This window comes from Pseudorhodoplanes sinuspersici (assembly GCF_002119765.1).
GTDB lineage: Bacteria > Pseudomonadota > Alphaproteobacteria > Rhizobiales > Xanthobacteraceae > Pseudorhodoplanes > Pseudorhodoplanes sinuspersici.
The window spans coordinates 3298788-3318276 of record NZ_CP021112.1 but is presented as its reverse complement, the minus strand read 5'-3'; the positions used below and the strand labels follow the sequence as shown (position 1 = coordinate 3318276).

At 62.1% G+C, this 19489-nt stretch carries 15 protein-coding genes and 1 pseudogene; 8 read left to right on the top strand and 8 right to left on the bottom strand.

From position 1 onward, the window contains the following. Nucleotides 1-79 precede the first annotated feature (79 nt). The 5 genes and pseudogenes from CAK95_RS16080 to pqqA form a co-directional block, all read right to left on the bottom strand. A complete protein-coding gene (locus CAK95_RS16080) occupies nucleotides 80-1357 on the bottom strand; it encodes a PQQ-dependent sugar dehydrogenase (protein WP_183044343.1) in 1278 nt (425 codons plus the stop codon). A 99-nt stretch (nucleotides 1358-1456) separates the two neighbouring features. Next, a complete protein-coding gene (gene pqqE / locus CAK95_RS16075; RefSeq protein ID WP_086088822.1) occupies nucleotides 1457-2563 on the bottom strand; it encodes a pyrroloquinoline quinone biosynthesis protein PqqE in 1107 nt (368 codons plus the stop codon). Between the two features lie 209 nt (nucleotides 2564-2772). Continuing rightward, nucleotides 2773-3791: pseudogene (pqqC, locus tag CAK95_RS16065) on the bottom strand (pyrroloquinoline-quinone synthase PqqC). Between the two features lie 5 nt (nucleotides 3792-3796). Further along, on the bottom strand, nucleotides 3797-4690 hold the full coding sequence (pqqB, locus tag CAK95_RS16060) for a pyrroloquinoline quinone biosynthesis protein PqqB (protein WP_086091453.1): 894 nt from the start codon (nucleotides 4688-4690) through the stop codon (nucleotides 3797-3799). Nucleotides 4691-4732: 42 nt separating this feature from the next. Beyond that, nucleotides 4733-4810: a pyrroloquinoline quinone precursor peptide PqqA gene (pqqA, locus tag CAK95_RS30500; protein ID WP_120265452.1), complete on the bottom strand. Its 78-nt coding sequence runs from the start codon at nucleotides 4808-4810 to the stop codon at nucleotides 4733-4735. A 197-nt stretch (nucleotides 4811-5007) separates the two neighbouring features. On the opposite strand from pqqA, the gene CAK95_RS16050 reads away from it, so the two are divergent. Beyond that, on the top strand, nucleotides 5008-5886 hold the full coding sequence (locus tag CAK95_RS16050) for a dioxygenase family protein (protein WP_086088819.1): 879 nt from the start codon (nucleotides 5008-5010) through the stop codon (nucleotides 5884-5886). A gap of 145 nt (nucleotides 5887-6031) precedes the next feature. Here CAK95_RS16050 and CAK95_RS16045 read toward each other — a convergent pair whose 3' ends face one another. From CAK95_RS16045 to CAK95_RS16035, 3 genes are all read right to left on the bottom strand, one after another. Beyond that, on the bottom strand, nucleotides 6032-9166 hold the full coding sequence (locus CAK95_RS16045; protein ID WP_086088818.1) for an efflux RND transporter permease subunit: 3135 nt from the start codon (nucleotides 9164-9166) through the stop codon (nucleotides 6032-6034). Continuing rightward, nucleotides 9163-10389, bottom strand: a complete 1227-nt coding sequence (locus tag CAK95_RS16040; RefSeq protein ID WP_086088817.1) for an efflux RND transporter periplasmic adaptor subunit — start codon at nucleotides 10387-10389, stop codon at nucleotides 9163-9165. Before CAK95_RS16040 ends, CAK95_RS16045 begins: the two co-directional genes overlap by 4 nt. Nucleotides 10390-10620: 231 nt before the next feature. Beyond that, a complete protein-coding gene (locus tag CAK95_RS16035) occupies nucleotides 10621-11730 on the bottom strand; it encodes a 5-methyltetrahydropteroyltriglutamate--homocysteine S-methyltransferase (protein ID WP_086088816.1) in 1110 nt (369 codons plus the stop codon). Between the two features lie 78 nt (nucleotides 11731-11808). Between CAK95_RS16035 and CAK95_RS16030 the strand changes: the two genes are divergently transcribed. The 7 genes from CAK95_RS16030 to CAK95_RS16000 all read left to right on the top strand — a co-directional run bounded on the left by CAK95_RS16030 (nucleotide 11809) and on the right by CAK95_RS16000 (nucleotide 19467). After that, on the top strand, nucleotides 11809-12504 hold the full coding sequence (locus CAK95_RS16030) for a TetR/AcrR family transcriptional regulator (protein ID WP_183044344.1): 696 nt from the start codon (nucleotides 11809-11811) through the stop codon (nucleotides 12502-12504). A gap of 170 nt (nucleotides 12505-12674) precedes the next feature. Beyond that, nucleotides 12675-14576: an AMP-dependent synthetase/ligase gene (locus tag CAK95_RS16025; protein WP_086088814.1), complete on the top strand. Its 1902-nt coding sequence runs from the start codon at nucleotides 12675-12677 to the stop codon at nucleotides 14574-14576. A gap of 72 nt (nucleotides 14577-14648) precedes the next feature. After that, entirely contained in the window at nucleotides 14649-15812 is a 1164-nt protein-coding gene (locus CAK95_RS16020; protein WP_086088813.1) for an ABC transporter substrate-binding protein, read from the top strand. 147 nt (nucleotides 15813-15959) lie between these two features. Next, nucleotides 15960-16832, top strand: a complete 873-nt coding sequence (locus CAK95_RS16015; protein WP_086088812.1) for a branched-chain amino acid ABC transporter permease — start codon at nucleotides 15960-15962, stop codon at nucleotides 16830-16832. Next, a complete protein-coding gene (locus CAK95_RS16010; protein WP_157699647.1) occupies nucleotides 16825-17904 on the top strand; it encodes a branched-chain amino acid ABC transporter permease in 1080 nt (359 codons plus the stop codon). The genes CAK95_RS16015 and CAK95_RS16010 overlap by 8 nt, the downstream gene beginning before the upstream one ends. Then, nucleotides 17901-18707, top strand: a complete 807-nt coding sequence (locus CAK95_RS16005) for an ABC transporter ATP-binding protein (protein ID WP_157699646.1) — start codon at nucleotides 17901-17903, stop codon at nucleotides 18705-18707. The genes CAK95_RS16010 and CAK95_RS16005 overlap by 4 nt, the downstream gene beginning before the upstream one ends. After that, nucleotides 18700-19467: an ABC transporter ATP-binding protein gene (locus tag CAK95_RS16000; protein WP_086088809.1), complete on the top strand. Its 768-nt coding sequence runs from the start codon at nucleotides 18700-18702 to the stop codon at nucleotides 19465-19467. Before CAK95_RS16005 ends, CAK95_RS16000 begins: the two co-directional genes overlap by 8 nt. Nucleotides 19468-19489 lie beyond the last annotated feature (22 nt).

The window sequence follows — 19489 nt, the reverse complement described above, 5'->3', positions numbered from 1 at the left end:
AGCCTGTGCTCGGGCTGCGCAACGCGCAGACCCGAGTGCGGGAATGAACGGAGAGGTGCGTGCCTGAGTGCATCGTGACCTACCGCTTCTTCTTCGGCGTCGATCCCGTCGCCATCTTGCCATCGTAGGAAATGCGATAGATCGCACCATTCTGTTCGTCGGAGACGAGCAGCGACCCGTCCTTCATCTGCAACAGATAAACCGGCCGTCCATGGAAGGCATTGGCCTTCTCGTCGAGGAAACCGGTCATGAACGGCTCGATCTTCGCCTTGCCGTCCGGCGTGGTGCGCGCCACCACGACGTCATAGCCGAATTTCTGCGCCTTGTTCCACGAACCGCGCCGCGCGATCAGGCCGACATTCTGATAGGTCTTGGGGAACATCTCGCCGGTATAGAAGATGAGGCCGAGCCCGGCCGAATGCGGCCCGGTCAGCGCCGCCGGCATTACCACGCCCGCGCAAGGATTCGGCTTCTTGATGTCGGGATCGGGAATGCCGTTGGCATGACAATAGGGAAAGCCGTAGAAGGCGCCCTCCTGCCCCTTGGCCACGCGGTTCAGTTCGTCTTCCGGTCCGGCATCGCCGGCCCAGTCGCGGCCATTGTCGGTGAACCACAATTCCTTGGTCACCGGATGCCAGTCGAAGCCGACCGTGTTGCGCACGCCGCGCGCCACGATCTCCATGCCGCTGCCGTCGGGATTGTAGCGGCGGATCTGGCCATGAATGCCGGGATTGATTTCGCAGATGTTACAATTGGCGCCGACCTGGATGTAGAGTTTCCCGTCCGGACCGAAGGCGGCGTATTTCCAGTTGTGATGGATTTCCGGCGGCAAGCCGAACTTCTCCGTCAGGTCCACGCCCTCGCCCGGATTGTCGAGCTTGTTCTCGATATCGTCGAAGCGCAGCACCTTGTTGATGGCGAGCACATAAAGCGCGCCGTCCTTGATGGCGAGGCCGTTCGGTTGCGTCAGCCCCTGCAGCAGCGTCTTCACCTCGCGCTTGCCGTCCTTCTCGGTGATCGCATAGACGCGGCCGAGCTGGCGCGTGCCCATGAAGATCGTGCCCTTCGGTCCCTGCACCATGGTGCGCGCACCGGGGTGGCCGCTGGACCACACCTCGGCCTTGAAACCGGACGGCAGCTTGATCTTGTCAATCGGCAGCTTGTCCACCGGCGTCACCAGTGGTGGCGTCGCATGCGGCTTCAGATTCGCATCCTGCTTGCTGGCTGCGGGATCGGATTTGTCCATCGTGCTCATGCCGGGAGGCGCTTGCGAGATGGCTGGTGCCACGGTCAGCGCAAATGTGCCGGCGATACCACCGGCGAGGAGAACGGCGCGGGTCAGTCGATGCAGGTTCATTGAGGTCCTCCCTATGATCGGCCGTCTTGTTGAGCGAAAGCTCGCGGCCCTGCGTTATGCGTTAAACAAAGTCTCCAACATTCTGCACCCCGTTGGCAATCAGGATGCGGTCACGGACTCGCGCTGGTAGCGGCGATATTCAAATTTCTCATCGTGAACTTTTGCGATGCGCGCGACATCGTCATGCAGCGGAGACAAATGACAGACCGGATCTGTAGCATGTGCGTCGCCGGTCAGAAGGAATGCCTGGCAGCGGCAGCCGCCGAAATCCTCGCGCTGCTTCGGACAGGAGCGGCAGGGCTCGGCCATCCAGTCGGTGCCGCGGAAGGCGTTAAACGCCGGCGATAATCTCCAGATATCGGCGAGCGAATGCTCACGCACATTCCAGAATTCGAGGCCGGGGATCACTTCCGCCGCATGGCACGGCAAGACTTTACCGGAGGGTGTGACATTGAGAGAGCGCCGTCCCCAGCCGCCCATGCACGGCTTCGGGTAGCGCGCATAATAATCCGGCAGTGCGGAATCGATGACGATCTTGCCGTGATGCTGTTTGCGCAGCGCCTCGACGACGGACACCGCGTGCATTGCCTGCTCGGGCGTTGGCATCAATGCGGCGCGGTTCTTCAGCGCCCAGCCGTAATACTGCACATGCGCGATCTCGACCCGGGCCGCTTTCATCGCCAGCGCCATCGCTACCATATCGTCGATGCGCTCGATGTTGCGCCGGTGCACAACGATATTCACCGTTAGCGGTATGCCATGCGCGACAACCTGCCCGGCCAGCGCATGCTTGCGCGCGAAGGCGCCGTCATAGCCGGCAATGGTATCGGCGGATGATGGCTCGCTGTCCTGGATGGACACCTGCACGTGATCGAGGCCGCCGGACGCGAGCGCATCAAGCGTCTTGTCAGTCAGGCCAATGCCGGAGGTGATGAGGTTGGTATAGAGGCCCGCCTCGCTCGCGGATTTGGCGATCTCCGGCAGGTCGCGCCGCGAGGCCGGCTCACCGCCGGACAGATGCACCTGCAACACGCCGAGCGACGCCGCCTCGCGGAACACCCGCGCCCAGGTCTGCGTATCGAGTTCATCCTTCGGTGCGTCCAGCGCCAGCGGATTGGAGCAATAGGGACAGCCGAGCGGACAGCGATGCGTCAACTCGGCGAGGAGACCGAGAGGCGCAGGCAATTGCGGTGCGGCCCGGTCCACAGTCAGAACCCATTCTTCGCGAATTTGCGAATATGCGAACGACGAACTCTATCTGCTCCCCTCCCCCTTGTGGGGAGGGGTTGGGGGTGGGGGTCATTCGAGAGAGATTGCCTGCTCGCATCACCCCCCTCCCTAACCCTCCCCCACAAGGGGGGAGGGAACCGACGGAGTTTGCCGCTTGCTACAAGATGATCACAACGCAGCATGACCTAAAGCTCCAGCAGCTTCTTGTCGGCGAGCGAGCGCATCATCGCGGCGACATCGGCTTCGATGCGTTCGCGCGGCGCCTTAAAATTCGCGACAAGGTCGTCGATGATGGCGGCGAAGGTCGCTTCACCGGTGCAGCGTTTGAGAATTTCGACCGCAATCGCATCGGCCTTGAAGATCCGTTCCGGCGCGAGCAGCACCCAACCGCCCTGCGCTTCGTTATGCGTCAGGCGAACGCCGCGCGGCAGCTTCGGCTTCGCGTCGGCGGGAATGGTTGCGGCCTGAGCATCGGACATCGTTATTGGTCCTTCGGCACGAAAGCGCCCGGCGGCACATGCTTCGGATCGACATAGGCATGATGCAGCGCGTCGAGCATCGACCAGAGCACGCTGCATTTGAATTCCAGCGCCGCCAGCACCAAGCCTTGTGCATCCGGTGTTCGCGCGTGGCGCTTCACATAATCCAGCGCGAAGTCGGAGTCGCGCGCGGCCTGCGGCGGCCGTTTGTCGAAATAAGAGAGTGTTTCGCGTGTGACGAAGTCGTAATTCGACAGCATCCCGTCCATCCGCTCGGAGATGATCACCGGCGAGAACAATTCCGTGAGCGACGAGGCGATCGCCTCCAGCAACGTCTTCTCGCGCACGAAACGCACATAGGCGTCGACCGCAAAGCGCGTGCCCGGCAAGAGCCCCTTTAGCGAAGTAACCTCATCGCGGTCGAGGCCAAGACCGTCGGTCAGCTTCAGCCAGCGGGCAATGCCGCCCTCGCCGTCCATATCGCCATCGTGATCGACAAGGCGCGAACGCCATTCGCGCCGGATCGCGGAATCCTCGCAGCGCGCGATCAGCGATGCATCCTTGATCGGGATCATCGCCTGATAATAGTAGCGGTTCAGGGCCCAGGCCTGAACCTGGCCTTTCGTGCATTTGCCCGAATGCAACAGGTGATGAAACGGATGCAGCCGATGATAGCGGCGCGCCCCAATGTCGCGCAGGGCGGCTTCGAGTTCGTCGGGTTGCATCAGCTTCACAACTCGATCTCCATGCCGTCATAGGCAATTTCGAAACCCGCATCTTCAACCCGGCGGCGTTCCGGCGAGCCTTCGATCAGAACCGGATTTGTGTTGTTGATATGGATGAAGATGCGGCGCGCGGCGAGAGGCGACAATGCCGCAAGCGATCCATTCTCGCCATCGATCGGCATGTGGCCCATGCGCATGCCGGTCTTCGTCCCGGTACCGGTCATGATCATCTCGTCGTCGGTGAACAGCGTACCGTCGAACAACACCGCATCGGCGCGCGACAGTCGCTCGCGAATGGAAGGTGTCAGCGCCGCCGCACCGGGAATGAAGATGAGGCGCTTGCCGCCGCTTTCGATCTCGACGCCGATATTCACGGCGCTCTCCTCAATCTGCGGATTCTTGCCTTCCAGATAGAGCGGCATCTTGCCGGGCACGGTGAAGATTTCCACTGCCATGTCGCCCAATGGCGCGAAGCTTTCACCGGGTGAAACAACGCGGCGCAACACATCATCCTGATGCAGGACGGAAAACATCGGATTGTCGAGAACGGCGGAATGCGTCGCCACCGTTGCGTAAAGCAGGAACGTCTGGCGCTCGCGCAGCGTCAGCAATCCGCTGCACTGATCGATTTCCGCGCCGGTCAACAGAACAGCGGCAATGGGTGAATGCCTGAGAGGGGCTTTTGGTTGCAACGCAGCATTGGCGAGAATCTGTGCACGCAGATCGGGCGAGGCATTGCAGAGCAGCCAGCGCTGCCCGTCTACCGATACAGCGATGCTGGCTTGCGTCCGCGGCTGCACGCGCGGATCGCCATCCCACGCCAGGGCGCAGACAGGACAACGGCAATTCCATTGCGGAAAGCCGCCTCCGGCGGCCGCTCCGAGAACGAGCGCCGTCAGGCGGCCCATTGAGGCTGCTCTTTGACGTGGATCAGAGCGAAATCAGAATTCCGGGGGCAAATAGCCGTTGATCTCAAGGCCGATGCAGATCTCGACAAGCGTCGGGGTCGTCCAAGCCATTTTACGCGTCCTTTCCATCAAAAACGGGCGCCAACAATGCTATATAACTCTGGAACCGGAAAAAAGTCACCAGCGACAATAAGGCAGATTGGGCCAATTCCAGCTTGACGCTGAACCACGCCCGCCGGTTAAAGTCCGGCGACGACACGAAATTCGAGCGCCTGAAAATTCGGTGCCAAATCTATCGGGAGAAGCCCATGACTTACGTGACTGAAGAGAACCTGACCGACCTCGCTGTCGAGCGCTGGAGCAACATTCCCGATCCGCGCCTGCGCCAGATCATGACGTCGCTGGTGAAGCACCTGCACGGCTTCGTGCGCGATATCGAACCGACGCAGCAGGAATGGTTCGCCGCCATCGACTGGCTGACCCGCACCGGCCAGATCTGCGACGCCAAGCGCCAGGAATTCATCCTGTCGTCCGACGTCCTCGGCATCTCCATGCTGGTCGATTCCATCAACAATCGCGCGCCCGGCGCTGCCACGCCTTCGACTGTGGAAGGCCCGTTCCATATCGCCAATTCGCCGGAAGTCGCCGATGGCGGCAACATGGCGGACGGCGCCCCCGGCATCCCCTGCTTCATCACCGGCAAGATCACCGATATCGACGGCAAGCCGATCGCCGGCGCCATGCTCGACATGTGGCAGACCGACGGTGATGGTCTGTACGAAGCGCAGATCGAAGGTGCCGAAGGCTATATGCGCGGCATCTATCATTCCAATCCGGATGGCAGCTATTCGGTCCGCACCGTCGCGCCGATCGGTTACACCATTCCGATGGACGGTCCGGTCGGCGAATTGATGCGCAAGACCAAGATCAGCCACATGCGGCCGGCGCACGTGCATTTCCATATCGCCGCGCCCGGCTATAAGAGCCTGACCACGCATCTGTTCCAGAAGGGCTGCCAATTCATCGACACCGACGTGGTGTTCGGCGTGAAGGAGCCGTTGATCGTCGAGTTCATCGAACATCCCGCCGGCAAGGCGCCGAATGGCGATATCGTCGACCGTCCGTTCTACGAAGTGAAATACGACTTCAAGCTGGCCAAGGCCGCCGCCGCGCAGAAAGCGGCTTAGGACGAGGTCGCCCCCGCGCAGGCGGGGGCCCATACTCACAAGTTGATGTGATTATCACCTGAGATTGCCGCGTAGCCGAAACGTCACGCGTATGGGTCCCCGCATTCGCGGGGACGACGCGTTGGGGCGCCACATCTGGCCCGCATCACCCCGTCGCCGCCGGTTTGCCACGAAACGCCTGCATCACGCGCAGACGGCCGCGATTCATCGCATCGCCGAGCCGGTCCATGTAGAGATAGAGAACCGGCGTGATGAACAGCGTCAGAAATTGCGACACGATGAGGCCGCCGACCACGGCGATGCCGAGCGGCTGGCGCAACTCAGAACTCGCGCCATGCCCGATCGCGATCGGCAGCGTGCCGAGGATCGCCGCGAAGGTCGTCATCATGATCGGACGGAAGCGCAGGATACAGGCCTGATAGATCGCCTCCGCCGGTGGCATGTTCTTGTTGCGCTGAAGATCGAGCGCAACGTCGATCATCATGATCGCGTTCTTCTTGACGATGCCGATCAGCATCAGAAGACCGATGATCGCGATGACGCTGAGATCCATGCCGAACAGCACGAGACCGCCGAGCGCACCGACCACAGCGGACGGCAGACCGGTGAGGATGGTGAGCGGATGAATGTAGCTCTCATACAGCATCCCCAGCACCATGTAGATGGTGATCACCGCCGCCGCGAGCAGGATGCCCTGATTGGCGAGCGATTGCTGGAAGGTCTGCGCGGTGCCGGAAAAAGTGGTGCTGATCGTGCTCGGCACGCCGATCTGGTCTTTCAGCACTTCGGTCTGCGCAACGGCGTCGCCCAGCGCCACGCCCTGCGGCAGGTTGAACGAGATCGTCACCGCCGGGAGCTGGCCGAGTTGGTTGACGGTCAGATCGCCCGGCGTGCGCTCCACCGTCGCAATCGAACTTAAGGGCACGAGCTGCCCGTTCGGCGTGCGGATGCGGATATTGCCGAGATCGTCGGTATTCCAGTTAATGCGCGGATCGAATTCCATCAGCACGCTGAAAGTGTCGCCGCTGCCATAGATGGTCGAAACCTGACGCTGGCCGAAGCCCGAATACAGCGTCGAGCGGATCTGATCGGCATTGATGCCGAGCGAGGCGGCCTTGTCCTTGTCGACATTGACCGTGACCTGGATCGCGCCGTCCTCAAGGTCGTTATTGACGTCGGTGAAATGCGGATCGGCCGCCATCGCCGTCGTCATCTTGCGCGCCCAGTCGCGCATCTCGTCCTTGCGTACGCTCTGCATCACGAACTGATATTCGCTGCGGCTCGAACGGCCTCCGATGCGCAGGTTCTGCACTGGCGACATCACCACATTGATGCCGGGGAATGACAAGTCCCGGCGGAAGATGCGCAGCAATTCCGGCATCGCCGGCCGCTCCGAGCGTGGCTTCAACTCGACGAACATGCGGCCGCGATTGAGCCCGGTCGAGCTGCCACCGGCGCCAACGATCGATGCGACACTCTTCACGTAAGGCGATTTCAGCAGCGCATCCTCGACCTGCTTCTGCAGCGCCACCATCGCATCATAGGAGATATCCGGCCGCGCTTCGGTCGAAACCGAGATCTGGCCGATATCCTCCTGCGGGAAGAAGCCTTTGGGCGTGACATAGAAGAAATACACGGTGCCGATCAGCGTGGCAAAGAACACGCCGAGCATGAAACGCTGATGCCGCAGGCTCCATTGCACGCCCTTGTCATAGGCACGGGTCATGGCGTTGAGCCCGCTCTCCAGCGCGGCGCGCCAGCCGGTTTCGGGCGGGACGTGACCGTTCTCATCACGCTCCGGCGGCACCAGCATTTTCGAGCACAGCATCGGCGTCAGCGTCAGCGACACAAAAGCCGACACGGCTAGCGCCACCGTCACCACAACCGCGAATTCGTGGAAGATGCGGCCGACGATGCCGCCCATCAGCAGCACCGGGATGAACACCGCCACCAGCGACACAGTGATGGAGATGATGGTGAAGCCGATCTCGCGGCTGCCCTTGATCGCCGCCTCGAAGGCGCCAAGTCCCTCCTCTTCCATATACCGATAGATATTTTCGAACATCACGATGGCGTCGTCGACGACGAGGCCGACCGCGAGCGTCAGCGCCAGCAGCGAGATGTTGTCGATACTGAAATCGAACAGATACATCGCTCCCAGCGTGCCGATCAGCGAAATCGGCACCGCCAGCGCCGGGATCAGCGTCGCGGTGAACCTTCGCAGGAAGACGAAGATGACCATGATCACCAGCGCGATCACCAGCATGAGCGTGAACTGAACATCCTCGACCGCTTCGCGGATCGAGCTCGAGCGATCGTTGAGAATCTCGATCTTGGAATCGCGCGGCAGGTCGTCCTCGAAACTTGGCAGCATCGCCTTGACGCGGTCCACCACATCGACCGTGTTCGCTTCCGGCTGCCGCTGGATCGCCAGAATGATGGCGCGGGTGCCACCGAACCAGCTCGCCGCCTGATTGTCCTCCACCGAATCCGTCACCGTCGCGACATCGCCGAGCCGCACCGGGCGCCCGCCGCGGGTGGTCACGATGATCTCGCGGAAATGCGCGGCATCGCCGAGTTCGGTATCGGCCTGGATCGTCAGTTGCTGCTGCTTGTTGCGCAATGTGCCGACCGGCGTATTGGCGTTGGCCGCCGCCACCGCCTCCTGCACCTCGTTGACGCCGATGCCGCGCGCCGCCAGCGCATTCGGATCGAGCTGGATGCGGACGGCAAATTTCTGGCTGCCATAGACCAGCACCTGCGCGACGCCCTGGATCGTCGACAACGCTGGCGAGATCACCTGCTGGGCGAAGGCATCGAGGTCGGGCAATGGCGTCGTATCGCTGGTGATCGCCAGCAGCAGGACCGGCGCGTCGGCCGGATTGACTTTGCGGTAGCTCGGCAACTCGGTCATTTCCGGCGGCAGACGCCGCTGGGTGCGCGCGATGGCTGACTGCACGTCGGCGGCGGCGCTGTCGATGTCACGATCGAGATTGAACTGGATCACGATCGAGGTCGATCCTTGCGACGAGGTTGCGCTGATCGAGTCGATGCCGCTGATGGTGGTGAATTGCTTGATCAGCGGCGTCGCCACCGAATTGGCCATCGTATCGGGCGACGCGCCCGACAAATTGGCCGACACGTTGATGGTCGGGAATTCGGTGCGCGGCAGCGCCGCGACCGGCAGATAGGTATACGCAAAGATGCCACCGATGATGATGGCGAGCGACATCAGCGTCGTGGTGACGGGATGGCGGATGCAGAACTCGGAAATATTCATCGCGCCGCTTCCTTCTGCGGCGCGTCGCTGCGGCTGCTCTTGGCATGGGGCGCCGGCTTGGGCGCACCTTTCTCATCCGGCTTCTCCGCCTGGTCACGCACCCGCGCGCCGTTGGCCAGACGAAGCTGGCCTTCGACGACCACGCGCTCGCCCGCCTTCAGACCGGAGCGAATCGCGGTGCGGTCGCCGACCGCGCTGCCGATTTCGACATTGCGCAGGTCAGCCGTGCCGTCCGGCTTCACCACAAACACGAACGGGCCTTTCTGGCCGGTCTGCAAAGCCACGGTCGGAATGCTGAGGACATCGGGACGCGAATCGAGATCGATCTCGACATCCACATACTGGCCCGGCCAGAGACTGAGATTGTCGTTGGCGAAGGTTGCCTTCGCCATGATCGTGCCGGTCGTCGTATCGACCGAGGAATCGACGAAGTTCAGCTGTCCGCTGGCGAGCGGCTCCGTGTTGCCGGCGGCAAAGACGCGCACCGTTGGCGGCGGCGTCCTTCGCGCGCCGGCGCGCAGGGCCGCGAGGTCGCGTTCCGGCAATGTGAACGAGACGCGGATCGGCTTGATCTGCGTGATGGTGACAAGACCGTTGGCGTCGGACGAGGAGACAAGGTTGCCCGGTGTTGTGCGGATGACACCGAGACGGCCGGTGATCGGCGCGGTGATCCTGGTATAGCCAAGGCGGATCCTGTCGTTATCCAGTTGCGCCTTGTCGGCTTCGACCGTGGCCTCGGCCGCCTTGAAATCCGCGGTCTTCTCATCGAGCTGCTGGCGCGCGGCGACATTCCTGGACAGCAATTCTTCGGTGCGCTGCAGATCGGCCTTGGCCCGATCGCGCGCAGCCTCGTCCTTCGCCAGCGTCGCCTCGTTGCGAGCAATCACCGCTTTCAGTTCGCGATCGTCCAGCGTGAAGAGGAGATCGCCCTTGCGCACGAGCTGCCCGTCATTGACGTGCTTCTCGGTCATCTGGCTGTCGATGCGCGAGCGCACCACAACGATGGCCGGCGATTCGAGAAGACCGATGCTTCGCCGCCGCACCGGAAACGCGCCCTGCTCGACCGGCGCGGTGACGACGGGAATCACCGCCTGCGCCCGCTTCTGCCCGTTGTCCTGCGCTTGGGCGCGATTGAACAGCGCCGGCGCGTAGGTCCGGACCCCGTAAAACCCCGCCGCGAGAACGAGAAGAAGTGTGCTGGTAACGACGATCTGTCGCCGCATGTCGTGGCCGCCTTGCTCAAGGGCCACAGACTTGTGCGCCCTCCGTTTTGAGATGTCTCAACCGCCGCCTGCCAATCAGCACGGCACAGTCAGATGATCTCGCACCAGAGGTTCCACAAGCGGCAGAATTCGGGCGGTGGAGTGTAAAGCTATGTAAAGTCGGGTTAAATTCCTGTCATATTCGCGCGTTAAGGGTTCGTTTGCTTTTTCCGCCTAGCCCCAATTTTCCGCTTAGCCCCAAATCGCCTGCGCTGCGCGCACTTCGAGTTCGAGCTTCTTGCGCTGATCGGCTTCCGTTACCGGATTGCCGGCAACGGTCGAGGCAAAGCCGCATTGCGGCGAGATCGCGAGGCGATCGAGATCGATATACTGCGTCGCCTCCTCGGTCCGGCGCTTGAGGTCGTCCAGAGATTCCAGCACCGGCGTCTTGCTGCTGATCAGGCCGAGCACCACGCCCTTGCCTTTGACGAACCGCAGCGGCTTGAAATCGCCGGCGCGCTGCGTGTCGTATTCCAGCAGGAAGTGATTGACCTTGGTGTTTGTGAAGAACCTCTCGGCGACGGACTCGTAGCCGCCCGAGGCAAGGTAATGCCCCTTGAAATTGCCGCGGCACATATGCACGCCGAACACCACATCGTCCGGCGCGCCGGCGACGGACTCGTTGATGCTCTCGATATAGAGATCGACCAGTTCGTCCGGCTTCATGCCGGCGGCTTCGACCTGCTGGCGGATCGCCGGATCGCAAAGGAGCGCGATCGCCACTTCATCGAGCTGGATATATTTGCAGCCGGCCTTCACCAGATCGGCGATCTCCTCACGAAACACCCGCGTCAGATCGGCAAAGAAGCTCTTCACATCCGCATAGGCTGACCTGTCGGCGAAATCGGTCGCCCGATAGAAATGCATCGTCGAGGGTGCCGGCAGCGTGATCTTGCCGGTCAGCGTGGTGATGCCGGCAAGGAATTCGTATTCGTCCAGCGCCAGCGGCTTTGTGCGGCGCAGCTTGCCATGCGCATAGGGTGCGGTGAACTCGACCTCATGGCCGTGATCGTCGCGGAACTTGAACACCGCCGTCTTGATGCCAAAGCCTTCGACCCGCTCGACAAACCGGCTCCAATAGGAGCCGCGGCGGAATTCGCCGTCATTGACGACTTTCAGGCCAACCTCTTCCTGCATCTTGACGACGTCGCGGATACATTGATCCTGTATCGCCGTGAATTGCGCGTCATCGATGCGCCCCGCCATGTGATCCTTGAACGCCTGCCGCAACACCGGCGGACGCAACAGGCTCCCGACATGGTCGGCGCGGAAAGGGGGACGGCCTTGCGGCTTCTCGATCATCTTGGCGTTCTCCCGAAGTTGTTTTCTATAGGTCTATAGATGAAATCTAGATCGACTGCCTCCCAGGATGCAAGCCCGGTGCGCCGGAGCCCGTCACGGCTCACGCCGCCGGCCCGGCCGCTGCCGCCCGCTCCCGGCAATGAGGCGAAGAAACGCAGCACGCACCGGCGCTCCGCCGAGATCATCGAGGCGGCGGCGCAGATTTTTGCCGAGCGCGGCTATCATGGCGCCACCACACAGGACATCGCCGACGTCCTGAATATCCGCCAGGCCAGCCTGTATTATTATTTCCCGTCCAAGGAAGTGGCGCTGGAACTCGTCTGCATGCGCGGCGTCGAAGGCTTTTTCGAAACCGCCAAGGCCATCGCCGGCGGTCCCGGCACGGCCACCGAAAGGCTGTCAGGCCTGATCCGCGCGCATATTTCGCCGCTTCTGGATCGCCGAAATTTCGTCAAGGTGTTCCTCACCCAGCGGCAATTCCTGCCTGCCCATAGCCGCCGCAAGGTGGGCAAGGGTTCGCGCGGCGTCGAGGCGATTTTCGAAGGCGTCCTCAGGGACGGGCAGCGCAGCGGCGAATTCCGCAGCGACATGGATACGCGCCTGACAACATTGTCCATTCTCTCCGTGGTGAACGGCTGCGCCGCCTGGTACGAGCGCGAACAGGTGTCGATCGAGCGCATCGGCGGCGAATTCATCCGCTTCATTCTCGGCGGGATCGCGCAACCTATGGGTGGGCCGGGCACAAAGCCGCGGCAAACGCGCCAGAGCCGCTAAAAAAATTTGATTGACCTATAGAATTTCCGGCGTTGAAATGAACGCACAACGAGCCGGACAACCGGCCTGCGGCGGGATGCTTCGCAAACTGCCCCGCTCATTCGGGAGGATGCTGCGATATGACAGATACAGCCGGCGAATTGCGTCTTTCAGTGATGGCATAAGGCGCCATGAGAGAGACTGCAGCGCAACCTGCGATCTTTGCGAACCTGCGCGGCAAGACCGCGCCGGGGCTGATCGCCGAGCATGCGCGGCAAAAGCCGGAGGCTGTGGCCTATCGCGCCAAGAAACTTGGCCTCTATCGCGAACGCAACTGGCGCGATTATGCCGCAACGGTCGGCCGTCACGCCCTCGCCTTGCAATTGCTCGGTGTCGTAAAGGGTGATCGCGTCGCGATCATGGGCGACGCTTGTGAAGAGTGGATGATCTGCGACATGGCCGCGCAGGCGGCCGGCGCCATCGTCTATGGCATCTATCCGACCGCCTCGGTGTCGGAAGTCGAATACCAGATGAGCGACGGTGGCGCCTCGATCTTCATTGCCGAGGATCAGGAATATGTCGACAAGATCCTGCAGGTCGCCGACAAGCTGCCGGCGCTGAAATGGATCGTCGTCATCGACGATTCGGCAATGTTCGATTACAGCAATCCGAAGCTGAAATCGCTGTCGGACATTCTTGCCGGCGTGAAGCAGGACGATCAGGCCTGTATCGCGGCGCTGGAAACAATGACGGCATCGCTGAAAGGCAGCGACCCGGCTTTCATCGTCTACACCTCCGGCACCACCGGCAATCCGAAAGGCGCGCTCGTCTCGCACGGCAAGCACCTCGCGGGTGTCTATGCCATTGTCGATCACTATCCGACATTACTGGAGAAGGATCACCGCACGGTCGTGTTCCTGCCGATGTGCCACATCTTCGGCCGCGATGTCGCGACCACCTTGCCGCTGGTCTCGCGCCTCGTCCCGCATTTCGGCGAAGACGTCGACGACCTGATGCAGACGATGTTCGAAGTGGCGCCGACCGCACTCTTCACCGTGCCACGCTACATGCAGAAATTTGCCTCGCAGATTCTCGTCGGCCTCAGCACCACATCGCCGGTCAAGCGCGCCGTCTACAGCACCGCGATGAAGATCGGCCGTGCGTCGGCCCGCCGCCGCTGGGCCGGCAAGACCGGCGCTGCCACCGATCTCATGAATGGCGTGGCGCGCACGATCGCGTTCGGCCGCGTGCTCAACAAGCTCGGCCTCGACAAGCTGGAGCTGGCCATTTCCGGCGCGGCACCGCTGCCGCAGGAGACCGCGGCGCTCTGGCAGATCTGGGGCGTCAATCTGGTCGAAGCCTATGGCCAGACCGAAACCGGCGGCTCCTTCATCAGCGGTCAGGCGCAAAGCTTCGCGCGGCCCGGCAATGTCGGCACCGTGGTCAAGGGATGGCAGGTGCGGCTCGACAAAGACGGACAGATTCTCGTCAAGGGACCGGATCAGTTCGAAGGCTATTGGCAAAAGCCGGACGCCACCCGCGAGATCGTCGATAGCGATGACTGGCTGCATACCGGCGATGTCGGCGAATGGAAGGACGGCAATCTCCGCCTGATCGACCGCGCCCGCGACTTCATCGTCACCGCCGGGGGCAAGACCATCTCGCCGTCTTCGATCGAGAACACTTTGCGCGCCAGCCCCTATATCGGCGAAGCGATCGTGTTCGGACAGGGGCGCAAATATCTCACCGCGCTGATCGAGATCGATTTCGATTCGGTCGCCGACTGGGCTCGCGCCAACAACGTGAACTATACCGGCTTCACCAGCCTCGTGCAGAACGCCGCCGTCACCAATCTCATCAAGGCCGAGATCGACAAGGCCAACACCGAATTCGCGCGCGTCGAACAGATCAAGACTTTCCGCATCCTGCCGAAAGAACTCGATCCTGAGCAGGATGGCGAGCCTGTCACGCCGACCCGCAAGGTGAAGCGTAACCTGATGTACGACCGCTTCAAGGCGCTGGTCGAAGACATGTATGATGAAAGCGAGAGTCGTGTGCTCGCGGCGGAGGTCGGAGATACGCTGCGGGTGTGACGTCTGCGAATAAAAGTCTGCGAATAAGAAACTGAATGAATTGCGACAACAGCAATCAAGGGAGGATTATTGATGCGACTGAAGATCGCGCTGGCTGCGGCCAGCATTGTCGGCCTGGCCGGTTCTGCATCGGCGCAGGATGCTTACGTCATTGGTGTGACGGCAGCGCTCACCGGACCGCCGGCCTCGACCTATGCGCCGGCGATGGACGCGCTGCGCATCTATCTCGATGGCGTCAATGCGCGCGGCGGCGTCAACGGCAAGCAGATCAAGCTGGTGATCCAGGACGATTCCGCTGAGCCGTCGAAAGCCGTAGCCAATGCCAAGAAGCTGGTCTCGCAGGACAATGCGATCCTTCTGGTCAATGCCAGCCTCTCCTCCACCTATGCGCCGGTTGTTGCGGAATCGCGCAACTCGAAGACACCGCTGTTGTTTGCGAGCGGCGTCTGCCCGAAAGACGTTTATCCACCGGCCAATCCGCTGCAATTCTGCACCACGGCCTATGCCTCGAGCTATGACAGCCGCGCGGCGCTGACGTTCGTCAAGGATCAGGCCAAGGGAGCGCCGGTGAAGATCGGCTTCTCGGCCATGGCCATTCCGCTGTCGCGCGGCGAGATGGAAGTCGCTGCCAAGCTTGCGCCGGAAATGGGCATGACTGCGCTCGGCATCGAAGTCATTCCGCCGCCGACGCCGGATTACACGCCGTTCGCCACCAAACTGAAGGATGCCGGCGCCAACTGGGTATTCTCCTGGGCGCCGTGGGTGACGCAGGTGCGCACCTTCGAAGCTTTGCGCCGCCTCGGCTGGCAGGGCGATTACATCACCTGGGCGCATCTCGAGGCCGAGGGTGAGCTCAAACGCATCAAGGACCCGAAGCTGTTCGTCATCGGCGCCAATGCATTGTTCGATGACGCCTTGCCGGAGCAGAAGGTCATCGCCGAAGCCGCGAAAAAAGCCGGCAGCAAATATCCACCCGAGCAGATGGTTGAGGGCTGGATCGCCGGCATGGTGATCGAAGCGGCGCTGAAGGGCGCCGGCGCAAAGGCGACGACGGAATCGCTGCTCCAGTCGATGTCCAACCTGAAGGTCGATCTGAAAGGCTTGCGCGGCGGTCCGATCGAGTGGACCAAGGACAACCACTTCCGCACCAAGCAATTCTATCGCGTCTACAAGTGGGACCCCGCGGCATCCAGGATCGCCATCGCGAAGGATTGGTACAGCTACGACGTGAAATAGCGTTTTTTGGCAACGCCGACACCACACACCGTTCGTCCCCGCGAAAGCGGGGACCCAGGGACAAACGAAGACTTTACGCCGTGACTCTGGGTCCCCGCTTTCGCGGGGACGAACGGAAATCACTGAATGAAGAAAGTCCAATAGCCTTTGCAACTCACCGTCAACATCATCGTCCTGTCCTCGATCTACGCGCTGATCGCCTGCGGCTATGTGCTGGTCTATCGCGTCAGCCGCGTGCTCAATCTCGCGCATGGCGAGTTAATGATGGTCGGCTCCTATCTGTTGCTGACCACCGCCTGGATGTTTTCAAGTTCGCCGTTCACCGCGATCGTCGCCGCCATCGTGTTGAGCCTTGTCGTCGGCGTGATGGTCTATGTCTTCCTGATGCGCAAGATGACCGGCGAGATGGTGCTCGCCGCCGTGCTCACCACGGTCGCGCTCGGCATTCTCCTGCGCGGACTGATGGTGCTGATCTGGTCGGCGCAGCAGCAATATCCGGGACAGGCGCTCGGCTTTTCCAATCCGGCACTGGCGCTGCCCGGCGGCGCGCGCATTTCGCTGTTCGCGGCGATCCTCGTCGGCACCACCGCTTTCGTCTATGCGGCATTGTTCACGTTCCTGCGCTTCGGGGCCTGGGGCGTGCGCATGCGCGCGGCCGGACAAAATCCGCTGCTCGCCGCGCAGCGCGGCATCAACCTGAATGCGATCTACGCGCTGGCCTGGGGCCTTTCGACACTCACCGGCGCGCTCGCCGGCATGCTGATCTCGCTCGATTCCGGTCTCACCTCGTCGATGGCGATCATCGGCTTGAAAGCCTTTCCGGCCGCGCTCGTCGGCGGGCTCGACTCGCTTGTCGGCGCGATCGTCGGCGCGCTGATCATCGGCGCCTGCGAGGTGCTGTCGATCCAGTATATCGATCCGCTCCTCTCCGACGTCATTCCCTTCATCGTGTTGATTGCGATGCTGGCCGTTCGCCCCTGGGGCCTGTTCGGCACGCGCGAGGAGCTCGACCGTGTCTAGCCAGCCTTACGCCTCGGGTTATTTCCGCACCAGCTACGGGCAGGATATCGCCCTCACCCAGACCAGGCTGCAGCGCATCAGCGCCGTGGTGTTCATCATCGCGCTGATCGGCTTTCCGTTCATCGCCTCGAATTTCTATCTCGATCTCGTGACGCAAGTTTTTTTGGCCTCCATCGGCGCGCTATCGCTGATGCTGCTCACAGGCTATGCGGGCTTGATCTCGCTCGGCCATGCGGGCCTGCTCTGCGCCGGCGCCTTCACCGCCGGCATCCTGTTCAAGGAATTCAACACGCCGATCTGGCTGACGCTGCCCGCCGCCGCAATCGTCGGCGCATTGCTCGGCGTCATCTTCGGCCTGCCGTCGCTGCGGCTGCGCGGGCTTTATCTCGCTGTCTCGACCCTCGCCTTGCATTTCGTCGTCGTCTATCTCGGCGGCGAATACGAAACCAAGCGCGGCTATTCCACCGGCATTTCCATCGATGCGCCGGAAGTGTTCGGCTACACGCTCTATGGCGGCAAGGTCTGGTACTATATCCTGCTCGCCTTCGCGGCGCTGACGCTCCTTCTCTGCATCAATCTCCTGCGCACCCGCACCGGCCGCGCCTTTCGCGCCATCAAGGCGCACGAAACGGTGGCCGAAGCGCTCGGCATCAATGTCGCCGCCTACAAACTCCTTGCCTTCGTCATCTCCTCGGCCATCGCCGCAGTCGCCGGCGCGTTGTTCGCCTATTACCGCAGCTTCGTGTCGGTCGAGGCCTTCTCGCTGTTCCTCACCATCCAATATGTGGCGATGGTGATCATCGGCGGCATGGGCTCGCTGCTCGGCGCCATTCTCGGCGCGATCTTCGTCACCATCTTTCCTTATGCGATCGAGGCGATCATCCTGGCCTTGCCGAACGCGCAGGCTTATGCCGGCCAGCTCTTCGCGGTGAACTACGCCGCCTTCGGCTTCGTGATGATCCTGTTCCTCGTCTACGAGCCGCTCGGCCTGGTCGGCATCTGGCACCGCATCCAGAGCTATTTCCTGTTATGGCCGTTCAAGCACCGGCCGATGGCGGGAGCGCGCAAATGAGCGAGACCTTGCTCACCGCCGAAAAGCTGGAAGTGGTGTATCACCACGCCATCACCGCCATTCAGGGCATCTCGCTGACCATCGAGAGCGGCCAGATCGTCGCCATCCTCGGCACCAACGGCGCCGGCAAATCGACCACGCTGCGCGCGCTGTCCGGCTTTCTTGGCATCGACAATGCGCGCGTCACCGAAGGCCACATCGTCTTCAAGGGCCAGCACATCGAGAACCGGCCGCCGAACGAAGTCACGCGGCTCGGCATCGTGCTGGTGCCTGAACGCGAGAAGGTGTTTCCCAATCTCACCGTCGCCGACAATCTCTCGGCGCCGTTCGCGCCGGCGATGAGCAAGGCCGATCGCAAAGCGCGCGAGGAGCAGGTCTATTCCTTCTTCCCGCGCCTTGGCGATCTGCGCGCGCGCATCGGCGGCCTTCTCTCCGGCGGCGAGCGGCAGATGCTGGCGCTGGCCAGCGCGTTGATGTGCAAGCCGCAACTGCTGCTGGTCGACGAACTCTCGCTCGGCCTGGCGCCGGTGATCGTCGAAGACCTGATGCAGCGCCTCGTGCAGATCCGGGGCGACCTCGGCATCACCATCGTCATCGTCGAGCAGAGCGCGGCGGTGGCGCTGGAGATCGCTGACTATGGCTATGTGCTGGAGAATGGCCGCGTCGTGCTGGATGGCGCGAGCGCCAAGCTGAAAGAGCATGGCGACATCCAGGAATTCTATCTCGGACAATCCGGCGGCGCCGAGCGCCGGAATTATCGCAACGTGAAGCAATATCGCCGCAGCCGGAGATGGTATGGCTGAACTCGAAATCGACAAGCTGACCTTGCGCTTCGGCGGTCTCGTGGTCCTGGATGGCGTCTCGCTGAAGGTCGAGCGCGGCGAACTTCTTGCGCTCATTGGGCCCAATGGCGCCGGCAAGACGAGCGTGTTCAACTGCATCAGCGGCATCTATCCCGGCGGCGGCGCCATCCGCTTTCGCGGCGAGGACATCGCCGGGCGCAAGCCGCATGACATCGCCGCCCTCGGCATCGCCCGCACCTTCCAGCACGGCGAACTCTTCCCGCAGATGAGCGTGATCGACAATCTGCTCACCGGCCGCCATCCGCGCATCAAGGGCAATCCGCTGGCCGAGATGCTGTTTCTGCCGGGCGTGCGGCGTGAGGAAATCCGCCAGCGCGAAGCGGTGGAGAAGATCATCGAATTCGTCGAGCTGGAGCGCTACCGCCACACGCCGGTTGGCGGCCTGCCCTTCGGCACCCAGAAGATCATCGGCTTTGCGCGGGCGCTGGCGCTCGAGCCCGCGCTCCTCCTGCTCGACGAGCCCTCGGCCGGCCTCAACCGCGAGGAGCGCGAGGACCTCGCCCGTTTCATCCTGCGCATCAAGCACCAGCTCGGTATTGGCATGATCTGGATCGAGCATGATATGCAGATGGTCGCGGACCTCGCCGACCGGATCCACGTGCTCGATTACGGGCGCACGCTGGCGAGCGGACCGGCGGATGTGGTGCTGAAGGATGAGCGTGTCATTGCCGCGTATCTCGGGACAAGCAAGCAGCATTGAGGCTGCCCGTCGCTCCGCGGCA